General features: G+C 73.7%; 17 protein-coding genes. 9 read left to right on the top strand and 8 right to left on the bottom strand.

Annotated features, from left to right (window positions below; genetic code table 11):
• Window positions 1-51 precede the first annotated feature (51 nt).
• Complete coding sequence (pntB, locus tag DQ244_RS13280; protein WP_113811940.1) at window positions 52-1,458, bottom strand: Re/Si-specific NAD(P)(+) transhydrogenase subunit beta; 1,407 nt, start codon at window positions 1,456-1,458, stop codon at window positions 52-54.
• Window positions 1,455-3,014, bottom strand: a complete 1,560-nt coding sequence (locus DQ244_RS13275) for a Re/Si-specific NAD(P)(+) transhydrogenase subunit alpha (protein WP_113811939.1) — start codon at window positions 3,012-3,014, stop codon at window positions 1,455-1,457. Before DQ244_RS13275 ends, pntB begins: the two co-directional genes overlap by 4 nt.
• A gap of 307 nt (window positions 3,015-3,321) precedes the next feature.
• On the opposite strand from DQ244_RS13275, the gene DQ244_RS13270 reads away from it, so the two are divergent.
• The 3 genes from DQ244_RS13270 (at window position 3,322) to DQ244_RS13260 (ending at window position 7,098) form a co-directional block, all read left to right on the top strand.
• Window positions 3,322-5,397 (top strand): bifunctional diguanylate cyclase/phosphodiesterase, encoded by a 2,076-nt coding sequence (locus DQ244_RS13270; protein ID WP_233491375.1) that lies wholly within the window; start codon window positions 3,322-3,324, stop codon window positions 5,395-5,397.
• Window positions 5,394-6,233, top strand: a complete 840-nt coding sequence (locus DQ244_RS13265; protein WP_113811938.1) for an HDOD domain-containing protein — start codon at window positions 5,394-5,396, stop codon at window positions 6,231-6,233. The genes DQ244_RS13270 and DQ244_RS13265 overlap by 4 nt, the downstream gene beginning before the upstream one ends.
• Before the next feature lie 67 nt (window positions 6,234-6,300).
• Complete coding sequence (locus DQ244_RS13260) at window positions 6,301-7,098, top strand: SDR family oxidoreductase (RefSeq protein ID WP_113811937.1); 798 nt, start codon at window positions 6,301-6,303, stop codon at window positions 7,096-7,098.
• Window positions 7,099-7,170: 72 nt separating this feature from the next.
• On the opposite strand, the gene DQ244_RS19445 is transcribed toward DQ244_RS13260, so the two are convergent.
• From DQ244_RS19445 to DQ244_RS13245, 3 genes are all read right to left on the bottom strand, one after another.
• Window positions 7,171-8,454 (bottom strand): hypothetical protein, encoded by a 1,284-nt coding sequence (locus DQ244_RS19445; protein ID WP_158544561.1) that lies wholly within the window; start codon window positions 8,452-8,454, stop codon window positions 7,171-7,173.
• Window positions 8,455-8,673: 219 nt separating this feature from the next.
• On the bottom strand, window positions 8,674-9,822 hold the full coding sequence (locus DQ244_RS13250; RefSeq protein ID WP_113811936.1) for an acyl-CoA dehydrogenase family protein: 1,149 nt from the start codon (window positions 9,820-9,822) through the stop codon (window positions 8,674-8,676).
• A gap of 6 nt (window positions 9,823-9,828) precedes the next feature.
• Complete coding sequence (locus DQ244_RS13245; RefSeq protein ID WP_113811935.1) at window positions 9,829-11,004, bottom strand: acyl-CoA dehydrogenase family protein; 1,176 nt, start codon at window positions 11,002-11,004, stop codon at window positions 9,829-9,831.
• 211 nt (window positions 11,005-11,215) lie between these two features.
• Here DQ244_RS13245 and DQ244_RS13240 point away from each other — a divergent pair, with 211 nt between their 5' ends.
• Window positions 11,216-12,628 carry a mannitol dehydrogenase family protein gene (locus tag DQ244_RS13240; RefSeq protein WP_233491374.1) on the top strand — a complete coding sequence of 471 codons (1,413 nt, stop codon included), beginning with the start codon at window positions 11,216-11,218 and terminating at the stop codon, window positions 12,626-12,628.
• A 1-nt stretch (window position 12,629) separates the two neighbouring features.
• Here DQ244_RS13240 and DQ244_RS13235 read toward each other — a convergent pair whose 3' ends face one another.
• The 3 genes from DQ244_RS13235 to DQ244_RS13225 are packed head-to-tail and all read right to left on the bottom strand — an operon-like array spanning window position 12,630 to window position 14,910.
• Window positions 12,630-12,866: a hypothetical protein gene (locus DQ244_RS13235; RefSeq protein WP_113811933.1), complete on the bottom strand. Its 237-nt coding sequence runs from the start codon at window positions 12,864-12,866 to the stop codon at window positions 12,630-12,632.
• A gap of 45 nt (window positions 12,867-12,911) precedes the next feature.
• The gene (locus DQ244_RS13230) at window positions 12,912-14,084 is read right to left on the bottom strand and encodes a 4-hydroxybenzoate 3-monooxygenase (RefSeq protein WP_113811932.1); all 1,173 of its coding nucleotides are present in this window, start codon (window positions 14,082-14,084) and stop codon (window positions 12,912-12,914) included.
• 49 nt (window positions 14,085-14,133) lie between these two features.
• On the bottom strand, window positions 14,134-14,910 hold the full coding sequence (locus tag DQ244_RS13225) for an IclR family transcriptional regulator (protein WP_113811931.1): 777 nt from the start codon (window positions 14,908-14,910) through the stop codon (window positions 14,134-14,136).
• Window positions 14,911-14,982: 72 nt separating this feature from the next.
• On the opposite strand from DQ244_RS13225, the gene pcaH reads away from it, so the two are divergent.
• Genes pcaH through pcaC form a run of 5 tightly spaced genes read left to right on the top strand, consistent with a single transcriptional unit; the run spans window position 14,983 to window position 18,907 of the window.
• A complete protein-coding gene (gene pcaH / locus DQ244_RS13220; protein ID WP_113811930.1) occupies window positions 14,983-15,729 on the top strand; it encodes a protocatechuate 3,4-dioxygenase subunit beta in 747 nt (248 codons plus the stop codon).
• A complete protein-coding gene (gene pcaG / locus DQ244_RS13215; protein WP_233491373.1) occupies window positions 15,726-16,385 on the top strand; it encodes a protocatechuate 3,4-dioxygenase subunit alpha in 660 nt (219 codons plus the stop codon). Before pcaH ends, pcaG begins: the two co-directional genes overlap by 4 nt.
• Before the next feature lie 25 nt (window positions 16,386-16,410).
• On the top strand, window positions 16,411-17,736 hold the full coding sequence (gene pcaB, locus DQ244_RS13210) for a 3-carboxy-cis,cis-muconate cycloisomerase (RefSeq protein WP_113811929.1): 1,326 nt from the start codon (window positions 16,411-16,413) through the stop codon (window positions 17,734-17,736).
• Complete coding sequence (gene pcaD, locus DQ244_RS13205) at window positions 17,733-18,509, top strand: 3-oxoadipate enol-lactonase (RefSeq protein WP_113811928.1); 777 nt, start codon at window positions 17,733-17,735, stop codon at window positions 18,507-18,509. The genes pcaB and pcaD overlap by 4 nt, the downstream gene beginning before the upstream one ends.
• Complete coding sequence (gene pcaC, locus DQ244_RS13200; protein WP_113811927.1) at window positions 18,506-18,907, top strand: 4-carboxymuconolactone decarboxylase; 402 nt, start codon at window positions 18,506-18,508, stop codon at window positions 18,905-18,907. Before pcaD ends, pcaC begins: the two co-directional genes overlap by 4 nt.
• The last annotated feature ends 67 nt before the right edge of the window (window positions 18,908-18,974 follow it).

Below are 18,974 nucleotides of genomic sequence, written 5' to 3'. Positions count from 1 at the left end.
AAAGCAGAACGGCCTTTCGGAACAGGGACGTTCGGCACTGATCTGCCGCGCTCACAGCGCGCGGAGGATGTCCTCCACGCGCTCGCGGGCGTCGCCGAACAGCATCCGGCTGTTCTCCCGGAAGAACAGCGGGTTCTGCACGCCGGCGTAGCCGGTGTTCATGGAGCGCTTGAACACCACCACCCGCTCGGCCTCCCACACCCGCAGCACCGGCATGCCGGCGATCGGGCTGCTCGGGTCCTCGGCCGCGGCCGGGTTGACCGTGTCGTTCGCCCCGATCACCAGGACGACGGAGGTGGCGGCCAGGTCGTCGTTGATCTCGTCCATCTCGAGGACGACGTCGTAGGGCACCTTCGCCTCGGCGAGCAGCACGTTCATGTGCCCGGGCAGGCGGCCGGCGACCGGGTGGATGCCGAACCGCACGTCGACGCCGCGGTCGGCGAGCTTCCGGGTGAGGTCGGCCACCGCGCCCTGCGCCTGGGCGACGGCCATGCCGTAGCCCGGCGTGATGACGACCGTTTCGGCGTCCCGCAGCAGCTCGGCGACCTCGTCGGCGCCGATCTCGGTGTGCTCGCCGTAGTCGACGTCGGAGGAGGCGGCGCCGCCTTCGTTGCCGAAGCCGCCGGCGATGACGGAGAGGAACGAGCGGTTCATCGCCTTGCACATGATGTAGGAGAGGTAGGCACCCGAGGAGCCGACCAGCGCGCCGGTGATGATCAGCAGGTCGTTGCCCAGCAGGAAGCCCGACGCCGCGGCCGCCCAGCCGGAGTAGCTGTTGAGCATCGAGACGACGACGGGCATGTCGCCGCCGCCGATCGAGGCGACGAGGTGCCAGCCCAGGGCGAGCGCCAGCGCGGTGACCACCGAGAGCACCAGCAGGTTCGGCTCGACGACGAACACGACGGTGAGGACGGCGAACAGCGCCAGGGCGCCCAGGTTCAGCCAGTTGCGACCCGGCAGCATGAGCGGGTTGCTCTTGATCCGCGCGGACAGCTTGAGGAAGGCGACGATCGACCCGGTGAAGGTGACCGCGCCGATGAAGACCCCGATCACGACCTCGCCGGAGTGGATGCCGGCCTCGGCGCCGGTGAGCGACGAACCGCCGTCGGCCCCCTCGACCGAGAGGTAGCCGTTCCAGCCGACCAGCACCGCGGCGAGGCCGACGAAGCTGTGCAGCAGGGCGATGAGCTCCGGCATGCCGGTCATCTCGACCACCCGCGCGCGCCAGATCCCGATGGCCGCTCCGACGACCACCGCGACGACCAGCAGCGTCAGGCCGATGGCGGAGATGTCCTCGGCCACCACGCCGACGGTCGCGGCGAGCGCCAGCGCCATGCCGGCGATGCCGTAGGCGTTGCCGGCCTTGGCCGTCTCGTGCTTGGAGAGCCCGGCGAGGCTGAGGATGAACAGCAGGCCGGCGACGATGTAGGCCGCGGAGGCGGCGGAGACGGCGGTCATCGGGCGGCGACCTCTGCGCTCGGGCCGCGGGAGAACATGCCCAGCATGCGGCGGGTTACGGCGAAGCCGCCGAAGACGTTGATGCTGGCGAGCAGCGTCGCGACGAAGGCCAGCGTCCGGACGACGGCGTCGTCGCTGCCCAGCTGCAGGATCGCGCCGACGACGATGATCCCGGAGATCGCGTTGGTGACGCTCATCAGCGGGGTGTGCAGCGCGTGGTGCACCTTCCCGATGACGTAGAAGCCGACGACGACGGCGAGCGCGAAGACGGTGAAGTGGCCGACCAGCTCGTCCGGGGACAGCGCCGCGACGAGGAACAGCAGCGCCGCGCCCAGCCCGACGACCGCCAGCTGCCGTCCGGGCCTCGGGGGCTCCGGTGGGGGAGCGGGCTCCTTGACCGCCGGCGGCTGGGCCGGGGCCGGAGCAGCGGACACCTGCACCGGGGGCGGCGGCCAGGTCTTCTCGCCGTCGCGCACCACCGTGATCGCGCGCTGGACGACGTCGTCGAGGTCGAGGACCAGGCGGCCGTCCTTCCCCGGCGTCAGCAGGGTCAGCAGGCTGACCAGGTTCTGGCCGTAGAGCTGCGAGGCCTGGGCGGGGAGCCGGGCGGGCAGGTCGGTGTAGCCGATGATCGAGACGCCGTTGCCGGTCACCACGATCTCGTCGGGCACGGAGCCCGCGACGTTGCCGCCCTGCGCCGCGGCCATGTCGACGATCACGCTGCCCGACCTCATCGAGGCCACCATCTCCTCGGTGATCAGCCGGGGAGCGGGCCGCCCCGGGATCAGCGCCGTGGTGATGACGATGTCCACGTCACGGGCCTGCTCGGCGTACATCTCCGCCGCGCGGCGGTTGAAGTCCTCGCCCATCTCGCGGGCGTAGCCGTCGGAGCTCACCTCCTGCTCCCCGGCGGGGACGGCGACGTACTCACCGCCCAGCGACCGCACCTGCTCGGCCACCTCGGGGCGGACGTCGGTCGCCCGCACGATCGCGCCGAGGCTGCTGGCCGCGCCGATCGCGGCGAGCCCGGCCACGCCGGCGCCGGCGACGAGGACCTTGGCCGGCGGGACCTTGCCGGCGGCGGTGACCTGGCCGGTGAAGAACCGGCCGAAGACGTGCGCGGCCTCCACGACGGCCCGGTAGCCGGCGATGTTGGCCATCGAGCTCAGCACGTCCATGGACTGGGCGCGGGAGATGCGCGGCACGGCGTCCATGGAGAGCGCGGTGACCGGCCGCTGCGCCAGCGCCTCCACCAGGTCGGGGTTGAAGGCCGGGGCGAGCAGGCCGATCAGCGTGGCGCCGTCCCGCAGCCGGGGCAGCTCCTCTGCCGCGGGGGCGTTGACCCGCAGCACGACGTCGGCCTGCCAGGCCTCCTCGGCGCTGCCCACGCGCGCCCCGGCCTCGGCGTAGGCCTCGTCGGGGAAGCTGCTCGCCGCTCCCGCGCCGGTCTCGACGACCACCTCGTAGCCCAGCGCCACGAGCTTCTGGACCGTGGTCGGCGTGGCCGCGACCCGTGTCTCGCGGGCGCGCGTCTCGCGCGGGACTCCGAGGTGCATCGTGGCGCTCCGATCCTCGGGGGACGGGCGTCGTCGCCGGTCCGCCAGTGGTGGGGTCGTACGCGGTGCTCGTGGAACGGGTGGATCTTGCCTGTCAACGAGGCGTGACGGCGGATGGCTCCGCGAATGTGAGGCACGGCACGCCCGATGGGGGAACGGTCCTCCAGGGGGTTGCGGGTCGTGCGCGCGCCCTCCCCCCAACGGGGGACCCCGCGCACGTTCGGCTGCAAGCGCTGGGGTCGGTCGGCCGAGAACTTCCGTGCAAGGCGTCCAGCAGGAGCGCCCGCCGAACCAGCGAGGGAGGACCGTGAGCGTCACCATCAGCGTGCCCGACGACGATCGCGTTCCACCGGAGATCGTCTCGTCGATCTTCTACAGCGCGACCGTGAGCGACCAGTTGGCGCTCCTCGTGGCCGAGACCACCGGAGGCCGCACCCGCATCACGTGGGGGAACGTCGGCGCCGTCGAACTGCTCGGCTACGGCCTGGACGACCTGCGCGCCCTGCCGGTCGACCACCTCTTCCCGACGCTCGGCGCGGGGGAGCTCAAGCTCCTGCTGCGCCGCGAGCGCGCCGCGAGGATGACGCTGTCGGTGCGCACGGCCAGCGGTGCGGTCATGGAGGCCGTGGTCGGCACCACGCCGTCGCCTTCGGGCCGGATGTGGACCATCCGCATCGTCTCGACGACCAACGAGCAGGAGCGGGCGCTGCGGGCCACCGCGGACGCGCACGAACGACGCTTCTCCACCCTCACCGAGCGCTCGCCCGTGCCCACCCTGCTCTCGGAGCAGGGCATGCGCCTGGCGCACGTCAACGACGCGTTCTGCACCCTCGTCGGCCGGCAGGCCGAGCAGCTGCTGGGCACCGGCTGGATCGACACCGTGCACTCCGACGACCTCGACACGGTCATCGAGCAGGTCTCCGCGGCGCTCGACGGCGAGGAGGTCGAGACCCAGGCCCGGCTGCTGCGCGAGGACGGCACGGTGCGGACGACGGTCATCCGCTTCGCCCACCTGTTCACCCCGGGGGTCGGCGCCGGCTTCGTCGGCACCATCGAGGACATCACCGACCGGCTGGCGTTCGAGGCCAAGCTGGCGCACCAGGCCAACCACGACCCGCTCACCGGGCTACCCAACCGGACGCTGCTGGCCCAGTACGTGGCCAGCCGGTTCACGCCGGGCACCAGCGGCCTGGCCTGCCTCTTCCTCGACCTGGACAACTTCAAGGTCGTCAACGACTCCCTCGGGCACACCGCCGGCGACGAGCTGCTCGCCGAGGTGGCCTACCGGCTGCGTGCCGTGGTGCGCCCCGGTGACCTCGTGGCCCGCTTCGGCGGCGACGAGTTCGTGGTGGTCTGCGAGAGCGTGGACGAGGCGGCCGCGGTCGCCCTGGCCGAGCGCATCTCCGTGGAGCTGGCCCGGCCGGTCCGGCTCGGCGGGGTGGACGTGCGGCCCTACGCCAGCGTGGGTGTGACGGTGCAGACCGACGAGCACACCGGCGCCGAGGAGCTCATCCGCGACTGCGACATCGCGATGTACCAGGCGAAGGCCGGCGGCAAGGGCCGGATCACCGTCCTGGACCAGCGGGCCCGCGAGGAGGCGCGCGACAAGCTGCGCCTGGTCGCCGAGCTGCGCGACGCCATCGAGCACCGCCAGATCACGCTGCTCTACCAGCCGATCTTCAGCACCGCCGACGGCAGCCCCGTGGCGGTGGAGTCCTTGGCCCGGTGGGACCACCCCGACCGCGGCTCGATCAGCCCGGTGGTCTTCGTGCCGCTGGCCGAGGAGAGCGGGCTCATCGCCGGCCTCGGGCTGCTGGTGCTCGACGAGACCTGCCGCCAGCTGGCCGAGTGGGACCGGCTGATGGGGTGGGCCGCGCCCGCGCGCGCCAACGTGAACGTGTCGGCGCTGCAGCTGGACGGCAACCTGCCGTCGCAGGTGTCCGACGCCCTCGAGCGGCACGGGCTCGCCCCGTCCCGCATCTCCATCGAGATCACCGAGTCCGCGCTGATGAAGGACCCGCACTCCGCCAGCGAGGTCCTCCACCAGCTGCGCGAGCTCGGCGTGGAACTGGCCATCGACGACTTCGGCACCGGCTACTCCTCGCTCGCCTACCTCCGGCACCTGCCGGTCAACTGCCTGAAGGTCGACCGCTCGTTCGTGGCCGAGCTGGCGCACGGGTACACCGAGATCGCCTCGGCGGTCATCGCGCTGGCCCGCAGCCTCAACCTGAGCACCGTCGCCGAGGGCGTCGAGACGCCCGAGCAGGCCGCGGAGCTCACCCGCATGGGAGTCACGTACCTGCAGGGCTTCAGCCTCAGCCAGCCCCTCACCGGGGGGCACGCCGCCGCCTGGTTCGCCGCACATGGAGACCGCACCCGATGACCGTGACCCCGCTGCCGGTCCCCTGGGAGGGGGCCCACCACCTCTTCGACCTGGAGAAGGTGCTCGCCAGCATCGACACGATGGCCGCCCAGCGGCCGGTGGCCGCGCAGATCGTCTCGGTCGCCAACTCCGACGACACCAGCGCCAAGGTGCTGTCGCGGATCCTCGCCTCCGACGTGGCGCTGGCCAGCCGGGTGATGAAGCTGGCCAACTCCGCCTACTTCGGCATGCGCGGGCGGGTCACCTCGCTGCAGTTCGCCGTCACCGTCGTCGGCTTCACCACGGTGCGCACGATGGCCACCGTCGCGCTCACCGACCTGGACGACGAGTCGCGGCTGCCGGAGAACTTCTGGGACGTCACGACCAGCCTGGCCCTCGCCGCCTCCGCGCTGGCGCCCCGCTTCGGCGAGCGGCCGCAGGACGCCCTGTGCCTCGGGCTGCTGGCCCAGATGGGCGCCGCGCTGCTGAACCACAACGACCGGGAGGGGTACGCCGAGCTGGTCGACGACAACCCCGACTTCACCGCCCGGCGGACCGCCGAGCTGCGCCGGTACGGCATCAACAGCCTGCGGCTGACCGCCGTCGCCCTGGAGCAGTGGGGCTTCCCGCACGGGATGACCAGCCGGCTCAACCAGGTCGACGACTTCACGTCCCTGGAGGGCGGTCTGCTCCGCTCCGCCTTCGAGGTGGCCGCCCGGCTCACGATCGAGGACCACGACACGGTCCCCATCGTGCGGCTCAGCTGCGGTCAGCTCCGCGAGGACGACCTGGTCCCCGTGCTCGACCAGGTGCGGGCCGACGCCGACGAGCTCCGCCGGGCGATGCTGGGCGAGTAGTCGAAGGACCCCGTCGCCCCCCCGGCGACGGGGCCGTTCCAGCGCGTCACCAGGTAAGAACTGCACCATGACGCGCAGACCTCCGGGCAGCATCCTGGTCACCGGCGCGGGGCGCGGCATCGGCCGCGCGATCGCCGAGCGGTTCCTCGATGCCGGCTGGCGGGTCGGCCTGTTCGACGTGGATCCCGCCGGCGTGGCCGCGGTCGCGGACGGCCGGGCGAACGCCGTGCACGGCCGGCTCGACGTCCGGGACGCCGACCAGTGGGGGAGCGCCCTGGAGCGCTTCTGCCCGGACGGACGGCTCGACGTGCTGGTGAACAACGCCGGTGTGCTCGCGTCCGGGCCGTTCGCGGGCATCGACGCGGCCACCCACCGGCGCCAGGTCGACGTCAACGTCACCGGTGTGGTGCTCGGCGCGCTGACCGGCCACGAGTACCTCTCCCGCGCACGGCGGGGGCTGCTGCTCAATCTGTGCTCGGCCTCGGCGCTCTACGGCCAGCCGACCCTCGCGACGTACGGGGCCACCAAGGCGGCGGTGAAGTCGCTGACCGAGGCGCTGGACCTGGAGTGGCGGGCCGACGGCATCCGGGGGCAGGCAGTTCGGGTACGCAGCCTGATCCCGCTGTTCGTCGACACCGAGATGGTCACCCGGGACGGGGTGCACATGGCCCCGGTCGAGCGGCTCGGCGTCCGGCTGACGCCCGACGACGTGGCCGCGGCCGCCTGGCGGGTCGTCCACGAGCGGGTCCCGCTGCCGCGCTCGCCGCACCGCACCGTCGGCCGGCAGACCCGCGCCCTGGCGCTCGCCTCGGCCATGAGCCCGGACTGGGTGAACCGCCTGGTCGTCGGCCGCCTCGCGCGCTGACCCTGGACGCGGCGGAGCCCCGCCCCCCGGGTCGGGGGACGGGGCTCCGTCGTCGTGCGGTGGACCGCAAGGTCAGCAGGGGCCGTCCGCGATCTGCTCGCCGAAGCCGTCCGGCGAGGGCGTGAGGCACACGACCTGACCGCCGGTGGAGACCTGCACGAGCGGGCCGACGGCGGTGATCACCAGGTCCGGCGTCGTCCCCTCGTACCAGGGCAGCACCTCGGGCAGGTAGGCGACCGAGGACTCGTCGCCGGCCTCGGAGGCGACCGTCGCGAGGTCCATGTCGATCCAGGCGGCGATCGTGTAGGCGTCGATCTCCTCGGTGCCCGGAGGGGCGGCGCTCATGGCGCCCTCGAACAGGGCCATCACGTCGACCGGCACCGAGTCCTCCGGCGCGGTGACCGGCTCGGCGTCGAGGACGTCGGCGCGCAGCACCAGGTGCCCGGCCGGCTCGTCCAGGAACTGGGCGGCGTCGAGCTCGATCCGCGACAGCTCGTCGTCCTGGACCCAGACGGAGACGGCGACGTCGGTGTCCGGGACCTCCTCGACCGGCGGCAGCTGCTCCAGCGCCGTCGGGTCATCCGCCGCGAGGACCTCGGGCAGGTCCTCGCGCACCGCTGCGTAGCCCTTGCGCAGGTTGAGCGTCACCACGAGGTGGTCGCCCAGGTCGTCGTCCTCGCCCTTGCGCTCTACGGAGACCACGGCCTCCTGCACGGCCTTGCCGGCCAGGTCCTGCAGCTCCTTCTGCAGCTCGGCCTCGTCCTCCGCCGTGCTGGTCCCGCTCAGCGTCTCGATCTGCTCGACCAGCGCCGCGCCGTCCAGCGACACCCAGTCGCCGTCGAGCAGGGCCTGCGCGGGCTCGAGCAGCGGCTCGGGGATGTCGGCGCCGGACTCGAGGCTCTCGCGGAAGGACTCCACGTCGGCGGCCATGTCGGGGAACTCGTCGACCAGGCCGTCGACGTCGGCCCGGACGAACAGCTCCTCCCCGATGCCGCGGAACTCGGCCGCGTCCAGGTCGCCGATCTCGAGCACGGTGCGGACGGCGTCGTCCGCCGGGTCGTCGGCGTCCTCGCCCTCGTCGAACCCGAGGACCAGCGACGAGCCGAGCAGCGTCGAGAGCACGTCGTCGGGCACGTCCTCGCCACCGGTGGCCTCGTCCGCGGCAGCCATGAAGGCGCGCACGTCGTCCTCGGAGCTCGGGATCGACAGCCGCAGGGCCCCCGACGACTGGTCGCCGAAGGCGCGCAGGGCGTCGCGCAGCTGGATCTTGGGTTCGATGCTCTGCATGCCGCAGGCGGCGGTGCCGCTCAGCAGACCGAGAACCGCGGCTCCCGCGAGCAGTCGGGTCAGGCGCACTCTGGACCTCCGGGTACGTCCCGGGGGCAACCCGGGTTGACGGTGACGGTCGGAGCCTGGCTCCTACCGGGCGTGCGCGCGGTCAGCCGCTGCGCGTGTCGACGCGCGTGGGGCGCCTGGGACGGCAGCGGGCCGACCGTGACCGGAGCGTGCCGTAAACGCGGCAGCGGCGCCATCCCCCTGTGCGGGGGATGACGCCGCTGCGCGGACGCGGGTGGATCAGACCGCGTACGGGGCACCCAGCGGGTCGACCGTCTCGTGCGCCGCGACCTCGGCCGCGAGCCGGTCGGCGGCCCAGTCGCCGTCGCCGAGCACGTGGTCGATCGCCGTGAGCCGGCTGGTGTAGTGGCCGACCTTGTACTCGGCGGTCACACCGATGCCACCGTGCAGCTGGATGGCCTCCTTGCCGATGTGCCGGCCGGCGCGGCTGGTCTGCAGCCGGGCGCGGTCGGCGGCGGAGACGACGTCGCCGCCGGCGTCCTGCACCATCGACGCCCACAGCGCGGTGCTGCGGGCCAGCTCCAGGGACACGTACATGTCCGCGGCGCGGAAGGTGAGCGCCTGGAACCGGTTGAGCGTCACGCCGAACTGCTTGCGGGTCTTCAGGTACTCCGCCGTGGTGCGCAGCGCGGTGTCCATGGCGCCGATCGACTCGTGGCTGTAGGCGATCCGCGCCTCGGCGAGCGCCCGCTCGATGGCGGCGGTCTGGTCCCCGCCCGCGCCGAGAGCCACCGCGGGGGTGTTCTCGAAGCGGACGTTGGCCGCGCGGCCGCCGTCGTGGGTGCGGTAGCCGGTGCGGGTCAGGCCCTCGGCGTCGCCCTGGACGACGAAGAGGCCGGTGCCGCCGTCGACCGCCGCCGAGACGACGAGGACGTCGGCGCGGGCGCCGTTGGCCACCGGCTCCTTGACCCCGGTGAGGGTCCAGCCGTCGCCGGCCTGCGTGGCGGTGACCGCCGACGCCGACGCGCTCCAGCGGGTGCCGACCTCGGCGTGCGCGAAAGCGGGCACGGAGGCGCCCTCGGCGATGGCGCCGAGCAGCTCGCCCTTCTGCTCGTCGGTGCCGACGGCGGCGATCAGGCCACCGGCCAGCACGACCGCCTCGATGAACGGCTCGGGCGCGATGACCCGGCCCATCTCCTCGGCGACGATCGCCACCTCGATGGGGCCGGCGCCCATGCCGCCGTGCTCCTCGGCGAAGGGCAGGCCCAGCAGGCCCATCTCGGCCAGCCGGGACCAGGTCTTCTCGTCGAAGCCGGGGTCGTTGAGGGCGACCTTGCGGCGCGCCTCGCTGTCGCCGTAGGCGCGCTCGAGGAGACCGCGGACGGCCTCGCGGAGGTCGTTCTGCTCGCTGTCGAAGGTGAAGTCCATCTCAGATCACAGCCCCAGGATCGTGCCGGCGATGATGGTGCGCTGAACCTCGTTCGAGCCCCCGTAGATGGAGACCTTCCGGTAGTTCAGGTACGACGGCGTGGCGACCCGCGCGAAGTCGGGCACGTCCGAGCCCTCCTCGGCGAAGGACGCCAGCGAGAGCGGGCCGGCGATGTCCACCAGCAGCTCCATGCCTGCCTGCTGCAGCTCCGAACCGCGGAGCTTGAGCACCGAGGACGCGGGGTGCGGCTTGCCGTCGGAGGAGTTGGCGACCACGCGCAGCGCGGTCAGCTCCAGCGCCACGAGCTCGTTCTCGAGCTCGGCGATGCGCGCGGCCATGCGCGGGTTCTCCAGCAGCGGTCGGCCGTCGGCGACGATCTCCCGCGCGTGCTCCTTGGCCTGCGCGAGCAGCCGCTTGGTGGTGCCGATGCGGGCGATGCCGACGCGCTCGTTGCCCAGCAGGAACTTGGCGTAGTCCCAGCCGCGGTTCTCCTCGCCGATGAGGTTCTCGGCGGGGACGCGGACGTCCTCGAAGAAGACCTCGTTGACCTCGAACCCGCCGTCGATCAGCTCGATCGGCCGGAGGGTGACGCCCGGGGTGTCCATTGGGAAGACCAGCAGCGAGATGCCGCGCTGCTTCTTCTCCGCCGTCGGGTCGGTGCGCACCAGGCAGAAGATCCAGTCGGCGTGCTGGCCCAGCGTGGTCCAGGTCTTCTGGCCGTTGACCACCCAGTCGTCGCCGTCGCGCACCGCGTTGGTGCGCAGCGAGGCCAGGTCGGAGCCGGCGTCGGGCTCGGAGAAGCCCTGGCACCACCAGATGTCGAGGTTCGCCGTCTTCGGCAGGAAGCGCTCCTTCTGCTCCTGGTTGCCGAAGGCCGCGATGACCGGCCCGATCATGGACGTGTTGAAGGCCAGGGGCTCCGGAACGTTGGCCAGCTGCATCTCCTCGCGCCAGATGTGGCGCTGCAGCGGCGTCCAGTCCTTGCCGCCCCACTCGACCGGCCAGTGCGGCACGCACAGGCCGGCGGCGTTGAGCGCCCGCTGCGCCTCGACGTACTGCTCCTTGGACACGTGCCGGTGTGCCGCGACCGTGTCGCGGATCTCCTGCGGCACCTGCGTGGTGAAGAAGGTCCGCATCTCCTCCCGGAAGGCTTCGAGCTCCGGGGACAGCTGCAACCGCATCGGTCCTCATTCCCGACGCCGCCACGGAAGCGGCGTCTCGACGTGTACGTCGGACGATCCCACATCCCGTACCGGCGGGTAGCTCCGGCCCGGCAGGGGAGCGGCGCGCTTTTCCCGCGTGCCTCCGTTCCCGGGGGCCGGGAGTGGGCATGGTGGGCCCGTGACGCCTCTCGCCCCCCGGACCCTGCAGGCACTGGACGGCAGGGTCTCCGTGCCTTCCTACGACCGGAGCCGGGTGCGCGTCGGCATCGTCCACCTGGGGGTGGGCGGGTTCCACCGCTCGCACCAGGCGATGTACCTCGACCGGCTCATGGAGCAGGGGGAGGCGCTGGACTGGGGGATCTGCGGGGTGGGCGTGCTGCCGGTCGACCGGCGCATGGCCGAGGTGATGGCCGCGCAGGACTGCCTCTGGACGCTCGTGGTGCGCCACCCCGACGGCACCGAGGACGCGCGGGTGATCGGCTCGCTGGTCGAGTACCTGTTCGCCCCCGACGACCCCGACGCCGTGGTGGAGAGGATGGCGGACCCGGCCACCCGCGTGGTCAGCCTGACCGTCACCGAGGGCGGCTACAACGCCTCCGCGGTCACCGGCGAGTTCGACGGCAGCAACCCCGGCGTGGTCAACGACCTGCAGCCGGGGGCGGCGCTGCGCACCTCGTTCGGCCTGGTCGTGGAGGCGCTCGCCCGGCGCCGCGACCGGGGCGAGCCGCCGTTCACCGTCGTCTCCTGCGACAACATCCCGGGCAACGGCCGGCTCGCGCGGGCCAGCTTCGGGGCGTTCGCCCGGCTGCGCGACGCCGAGCTGGGGGAGTGGGTCGAGCAGGAGGTGCCGTTCCCCGACTCGATGGTCGACCGGATCACCCCGGTCACCACCGATGCCGACCGGGCGGGCCTGGCCGAGCGGTTCGGCGTCGAGGACCGGTGGCCGGTGGTCTGCGAGCCGTGGACCCAGTGGGTGCAGGAGGACACGTTCGCCTGCGGCCGGCCCCCGCTGGAGGACGCCGGGGTGCAGTTGGTCGAGGACGTCGCGCCGTACGAGCTGATGAAGCTGCGGCTGCTCAACGCCGGCCACCAGGTGCTGGCCCAGACCGGCCGGCTGGCGGGGCTGACCTACGTGCACGAGGCGTGCGCCGACCCGGCCTTCCGCGACCTGCTCCGGGGCTACCTGGACGAGGAGGCGACGCCGACGCTGCGCCCGGTACCGGGCATCGACCTGGACGGCTACAAGGACGGCCTGCTGGAACGCTTCGGCAGCCCGGCCATCGCCGACACCCTGGACCGGATCGCCGCCGAGGCCTCCGACCGCATCCCGCAGTTCGTGCTGCCGGTGCTCCGGGCCAACCTCGCCTCGGGCGGGGAGATCCGCCGCGCCGTCCTCGTGCTGGCGGCCTGGGCGCGGTCGCTGGAGGGCACCGACGACGACGGGCGCCCGCTGGAGGTCGTCGACTCCCGCCGCGACCGGCTCGTGGCTGCCGCCGGCGCGGCCGACCCGCTGGCGCCGGTCGCCGACCGCGAGCTCTTCGGCGACCTCGTCGACGACCCGCGCTTCACCGCGGCGTTCCTGGCGGCCCGCACCTCGCTGCGCGAGCGGGGGATCCGGGCCACCCTCGCCGACGCGGGGTGACTCAGCGGCCGGTCGGCGAGGTCATGCGGTCGATCACCTCGACCCACGCCGCGCGCACCGCCGGCCGCCGGTCGGCGATCACCTCGAGCAGCCGTGCGTCGGTCCCGGCGTCGTCGGCGACGATCACCTCGAAGCACAGGCGGGTCACCAGCACGCGGATCTCGGCGGGGCCCAGGCCGGCCTCGACGAGGAGCTGGACCAGCCAATCGGTCTGCTCGCGCGGTACGAGGTGCTCCACGCACCACCCTTCGCGCGCAGGGGCCGTTCCGGATGCTGCCGGCGGTCAGCCCTCGAGGGGGAGACCGGTGTAGTTCTCGGCCAGCTCCCGTGCCGCCGCCTCCGACGAGCACACGCGCCTCAGCTGGGAGAGCTGGAGCTGGGCGTCGAAGTCGTCGCCGGAGGTGTGCAGCATCGAGGTCATCCACCAGGAGAAGTGGGTGCACCGCCACACGCGGCGCAGGGCGGTGTCGGAGTAGGCGTCGACGAGGTCGGTGCGCCGCTCGGTGAGCAGCCGGTCCAGGGCCGCGGCCAGCAGCGTGACGTCGGCGACGGCGAGGTTGAGGCCCTTGGCCCCGGTCGGCGGCACGATGTGCGCGGCGTCGCCGGCGAGGAAGAGGCGGCCGCGGCGCATCGGGGCGCTGACGAACGAGCGCATCGGCAGGATCGACTTCTCGGTGACCGGGCCGGTGTTCACCGTCCAGCCGTCGATGTCCAGCCGGCGCGAGAGGTTGTCCCAGATGCGGTCGTCGGACCAGTCCTCGATCTTCTCGCCGGGGTCCACCTGCAGGTAGAGGCGGGAGACCTTCGGCGACCGCATCGAGTACAGCGCGAAGCCCTCGGGGTGCCAGGCGTAGATGAGCTCGTCGGTCGAGGGCGCGGCGTCGGCCAGGATGCCCAGCCACGCGTAGGGGTAGGTGCGCTCCCAGACCTGACCGGCGGTGCCCTCGGTGACGACGGCGCGGGAGGGGCCGTGGAAACCGTCGGTGCCCGCGATCACGTCGCACTCGAGCACCTGCGGGTTCCCCTCGGCGTCGGTGAACCGGATGCGGGGGCTGTCGCCGTCGACGTCCTCGGGGGTCACGTCGGAGACCTCGAACAGCAGCGGCGGGCCGCCGTCCAGCTGGGCGGCGATCAGGTCCTTGGTGACCTCGGTCTGCCCGTACACCCACACGGTGCGCCCGCACAGCTCGGGGAAGTCCAGCGTGTGCCGGGTGCCGGGGTGCTGCAGGTGGATGCCGCGGTGCTCCAGCCCCTCGCGGCGCAGCCGGTCCCCGAGCCCGGCCTCGGTCAGCGTGTCGACCGTGTGCTGCTCGAGGATGCCGGCGCGGATGCGCGACTCGACGTACTCCCGCGAGCGGTTCTCCAGCACGACGGAGTCGATGCCGCGCCGGGCGAGGAGCCGGGAGAGCAGGAGTCCGGCCGGGCCGGCGCCGATGATGCCTACCTGGGTGCGCACCCCGCCGAGTCTGGGGGGCGGCGGCGCCACGCAGGGACCGAACTTCTGCTCAGTGGAATTCGAGCGAGCGGGCGAGCTCGCGCCCGATGCCCCGGGCGGCCATCTCCAGGGCGGGCACCAGGCGGGCCAGATCGCGCCGGTGCGGGGGGACGACGATCCCCAGCGCCGCGACCGCGAGCGCGCCGGTCGGCCGCTCGACCTGCACCGGGACGGCGATCGAGGCCGCGCCGGGCGACATCTCCTCGCAGGTGCGGGCGTAGCGCCGCCGGCGGATCTCGCCGAGCTCGCGGGTCAGCCGCTCCGGGTCGACGACGGTGTGGCGGGTGACCGGGTGCAGCGAGCCCAGCACCTGCTCGACGACGTCGTCCGGCGCCGAGGCCAGGAGCACCTTGCCGACGCCGGTCGCGTGCAGCGGCAGCCGGCTGCCGACCTGGCTCAGGACCGGCACCGACTCCCGCCCGGAGATCCGCTCGACGTAGAGGGCGGAGAGCCCGTCGCGGACGGCGAGGTGCACCGTGTCGCGGATCGTGGTGTGCAGGTCCTGCAGGAAGGGGGCGGCCACCTGGCGCAGGCCCAGCTGGACCGGGGCCAGCAGCCCGAGGTCCCAGAGCTTGCGGCCGATCTCGTAGCGGCCGTCGGGACGGCGGGCGAGCGCTCCCCACTCGGTCAGCTCGCCGAGCAGCCGGTGCGCCGTGGTCAGCGGCGTGCCCGAGCGCTCGGCGATGTCGGACAGGGACAGCCGCGGGGAGTCGCTGCCGAAGGCGTCGAGGATGCCGAGGGCCCGCGAGGTGACCGATCGGCCCGGCGCGGCGCTGTGTCCGGCCATGCGAGGGACCTCCTCCCGTCCAGTGGAAGCAGTGGCTTGGGCAGCCTAGCCCGGCGGCCGTACGGTCCCGGCATGACCGGGATCACGACCGGCGGCGGGCTCGTCCTGCCGCGCTACACGCGGGAGGACGCGGCGACGCGCACCCCCGTCGGCTTCCCCGAGTACCGCAGCACCGGGCTCCGCGCCCCGCTGCGCACTCCGGTGGACCTGCCGCACCGGCTGACCGAGGTCACCGGCCCCGTGCTGGGCGAGGACCGGGTCCTGGCCCAGGACGCCGACCTCACCTGGCGCAACGGCGGCGAGGCCGTCGGGCAGCGGATCCTCGTGCACGGGCGGGTGCTCGACAGCGACGGCCGCCCGGTGCCCGGTGCGCTGGTGGAGGTGTGGCAGGCCAACGCGTCGGGCCGCTACCGGCACGTCGTCGACAACTGGCCGGCGCCGCTGGACCCGCACTTCGACGGGCTGGGCCGGGTGGTCACCGACAGCCTGGGCCGCTACGAGTTCCTCACGATCAAGCCCGGCGCCTACCCGTGGGGCAACCACCACAACGCCTGGCGTCCGGCGCACATCCACTTCAGCCTCTTCGGGCGGGCCTTCACCCAGCGGATCGTCACGCAGATGTACTTCCCCGAGGACCCGCTCTTCGGCCAGGACCCGATCTTCAACGCGATCCCCGCCGCCGCCCGGCACCGCGCGATCAGCCGGTTCTCCCTCGAGCGCACCCAGGACAATTGGGCGCTGGCCTTCGAGTGGGACATCGTGCTGCGCGGCGTCGACCAGACGCCGTTCGAGACCGAGGACGACGGAGACGTGGCGTGAGCAAGCCGATCGGCAACCCCCTCGACGTCCCGCCGAACCCGGACGAGCCCTTCCAGCCGAGGTCCGGGCAGCGGGGCAGCGGCTTCCTGACCGGCCCGCACCGGCTCGGCACCACCCCGAGCGCCACCGTCGGCCCGTACCTGGCCATCGGCCTCACCTGGCCCGACGGCGAGTACGCCGCCGAGGAGGGCACCCCGGGCGGCTTCTGGCTCCGCGGGACGGTGGTCGACGGCGCCGGCGCCGTCGTCCCCGACGCCATGGTCGAGACCTGGCAGGCCGACCCCGACGGCGGCTTCGCCTCGCCCGAGGACCCGCGCGGAGCGGCGTCCTACCCCGGCTTCCGCGGCTACGCCCGCGCCCAGACGCTGTCCGGCGAGTTCGCGATCCACACGCTGAAGCCGGGCCGGGTGCCCGACGGCGAGGGCGGGCTCCAGGCACCGCACATCGACGTCTCGATCTTCGCCCGCGGCATCCTCGACCGGGTCGTCACGCGCATCTACTTCGCCGACGAGGCCGAGGCCAACGCCGAGGACGTCGTGCTCCGGGGGCTCTCCGAGGAGCAGCGCCGCACGCTGGTCGCCGAGCCGAGCGAGGACGGCTACCGCTTCGACGTCTACCTGCAGGGTGAGCGCGAGACGGTCTTCTTCGCGGTATGAACTGCTGCGTGACGGGAACTCGCGCGTGAGCGGACTCTTCGGCGGCACCTTCGCGCGCGGCGGTGCGGCGACCGCAGTGTCCGACGCGGCCTGGTTCGCGGCCCTGCTCGACGTCGAGGCGGCGCTCGCCCGGGCCGCCGCGGCGACGGGCCTGGTCCCCACCACCGCGGCGGACGCCGTCACCCGCGCCTGCGCCGAGCCCGCCGGCCTCGACCTCGCCACCGTGGTCGCGAAGGCGGCCGACGCCGGCAACCCGGTGCCGCCGCTGGTGCGCGTGCTGCAGACCGCGGTGGGGGAGCGGGACGCCGTCGCCGTGCACGTGGGCGCCACCAGCCAGGACGTCGTCGACACCGCGCTGGTGCTGCTCGCCCGGCGGGCGATCAGCGCCATCGACCGGGACCTGGCGCTCGCCGCCGAGGCGGCGGCGGGGCTGGCCCGCGCGCACCGCGACGACGTCGTCATGGGTCGCACGCTGATGCAGCAGGCGCTGCCCACCACCTTCGGGCTCAAGGCGGCCGGCTGGCTCAGCGGCCTGGACGGCGCCCGCTTGCGGCTGGCCGAGGTCGTCGCGACGCTGCCGGTCCAGTACGGCGGGGCCGTCGGCACGCTGGCCGCGAGCCAGGGCTCCGGGGTCGCGCTGCGCGCCGCCCTCGCCGCCGAGCTCGGCCTGGTCGCGCCCGCCGCGCCGTGGTTCACGATGCGGCTGCCGATCGCCGACCTGGCCGGCGCGCTCGGCGCCGCGGCGGGCGTGCTGGCGACCATCGCCGTCGACGTCGTGCTGCTGGCGCAGACCGAGGTCGCCGAGGCCGCCGAGAGCGGCGCCGACCGCGGCGGTTCCTCGGCCATGCCGCACAAGCGCAACCCGGTGGCCGCGATCTCCGCCCGCGCCTGCGCCCGCCGCGCGCCCGGCCTGGTCGCCACCCTGCTCGGTGCCATGGAGCAGGAGCACGAGCGGGCCGCCGGCGCCTGGCACAGCGAGTGGCCGGCGATGACCGACCTGCTCACCACCGTCGGCTCGGCCGCGGCCTGGCTGGTCGAGAGCCTCGACGGGCTGCGTCCCGACGTCGCGCGCATGGCCGCCGCCGCGGGCGCCGCGCGCGACCCGGAGCTCGCCGGCGCCCTGGCCGAGGCGCTCACCCCGCGGCTGGGGCGGGGCGCCGCGCACGACGAGGCCGCCGCCGCCGTCCGCGAGGCCGCCGCAGCCGGGCGCCCGCTCGCCGACGTGATCGCCGGCCGCGACGACGTCGACGTCACGGAGCTGCTCGCCGGCGGTCCCGACGTCGGCGAGGCGGCCGAGCAGGTGGACGCCGTCCTGGCCGAGCACGCCCGGCTGACCGAGGGGGAGCGATGACCGCGACCGACGTGTCGTACACCGTGGACGGGGCGGCCGACGCGCCGGTCGTCGTCCTGTCCAACTCCCTGGGGGCGACCCGGGGGATGTGGGACCCGCAGGTGCCGGCGCTGGCCGAGCGGTACCGCGTGGTCACCTACGACGGCCGCGGGCACGGGGAGTCGCCCGCGCCGGCGGGGCCGTACACGATCGACGACCTCGTCGACGACGTCCTCGGGATCCTGGACCGGATCGGCGCCGAGCGCGCGCACGTCGCCGGGGTCTCCCTGGGCGGCATGGTGGGCATGCGGATGGCGGCCCGGGAGCCGTCGCGGGTGCACCGGCTGGCGGTGATGTTCAGCTCGGCGAAGGTCGATCCGCAGGGCTTCCTCGACCGGGCCGCGCAGTCCCGGGCCCAGGGCACCGCCTCGTTCGCCCCGACGGTCGTGCAGCGGTGGCTCACCCCGGCCCACGCCGCGGAGCACCCCGAGCTGGTGGCCGAGCTCGAGGCGATGATCGCCGGCGCCGACGACGAGGGCTACGCCGCCTGCTGCGAGGTGGTCGGCGGGATCGACCTGCGGGAGGACCTGGGCCGGATCGCCGCCCCGACCCTCGTGGTCTCCGGGTCCGAGGACCCGGCGCTGCCGCCCCCGCACCAGACGGCGATCGCCGACGGCATCCGCGGCGCCGGCCTGCTCACCGTGCGCGGCGCCCACCTGGCCAACCTGGAGCGGACGCTCGAGGTCACCGGGGCGCTGCTGGCCCACTTCGACGCCGAGGGGACCACCCGATGAGCGAGCCGACCACCGACGACGCCCGCCGCGAGGCCGGCATGCGCACCCGCCGCGAGGTGCTGGGCGACGCGCACGTCGACCGCGCCGTCGCCGGGGTCACCCCGTTCACCGAGGGATTCCAGGACTTCATCACCCGGGTCGCGTGGGGCGACGTCTGGCAGCGACCGGAGCTGTCCCGGCGCGACCGCAGCCTGATGACGCTGTCGATCACGATCGCGCTGCGGCACTGGGAGGAGTTCGCGCTGCACGTGCGGGCGGCGAAGAACAACGGCCTCTCCGACGAGGAGATCGGCGGGGTGATCCAGCACGCGGCCGTCTACGCGGGGGTCCCGGCGGCCAACCACGCCTTCAAGGTCGCCGCGCCGATCCTCGAGGAGCTCCGCGGCGACCCCGCCTGACCCGGCGGCACGACCTCCCGCGCCCACCCGGATCGACTCCCGCTGACGCCGGCGCACCGCGTGGCCT

The sequence above is a fragment of the Blastococcus sp. TBT05-19 genome (assembly GCF_003319095.1).
Lineage (GTDB): Bacteria > Actinomycetota > Actinomycetes > Mycobacteriales > Geodermatophilaceae > Blastococcus.
The sequence above is the reverse complement of the archived record's forward strand: the minus strand, read 5'-3'. Positions and strand labels throughout refer to the sequence as shown.

Coding starts and splice junctions, on each gene's coding strand:
- pntB (WP_113811940.1), bottom strand. CDS start 1,458: ATGACCGCCGTCTCCGCCGCCTCCGCGGCCTACATCGTCGCCGGCCTG.
- DQ244_RS13275 (WP_113811939.1), bottom strand. CDS start 3,014: ATGCACCTCGGAGTCCCGCGCGAGACGCGCGCCCGCGAGACACGGGTC.
- DQ244_RS13265 (WP_113811938.1), top strand. CDS start 5,394: ATGACCGTGACCCCGCTGCCGGTCCCCTGGGAGGGGGCCCACCACCTC.
- DQ244_RS13260 (WP_113811937.1), top strand. CDS start 6,301: ATGACGCGCAGACCTCCGGGCAGCATCCTGGTCACCGGCGCGGGGCGC.
- DQ244_RS13250 (WP_113811936.1), bottom strand. CDS start 9,822: ATGGACTTCACCTTCGACAGCGAGCAGAACGACCTCCGCGAGGCCGTC.
- DQ244_RS13245 (WP_113811935.1), bottom strand. CDS start 11,004: ATGCGGTTGCAGCTGTCCCCGGAGCTCGAAGCCTTCCGGGAGGAGATG.
- DQ244_RS13225 (WP_113811931.1), bottom strand. CDS start 14,910: ATGGCCGGACACAGCGCCGCGCCGGGCCGATCGGTCACCTCGCGGGCC.
- pcaH (WP_113811930.1), top strand. CDS start 14,983: ATGACCGGGATCACGACCGGCGGCGGGCTCGTCCTGCCGCGCTACACG.
- pcaD (WP_113811928.1), top strand. CDS start 17,733: ATGACCGCGACCGACGTGTCGTACACCGTGGACGGGGCGGCCGACGCG.
- pcaC (WP_113811927.1), top strand. CDS start 18,506: ATGAGCGAGCCGACCACCGACGACGCCCGCCGCGAGGCCGGCATGCGC.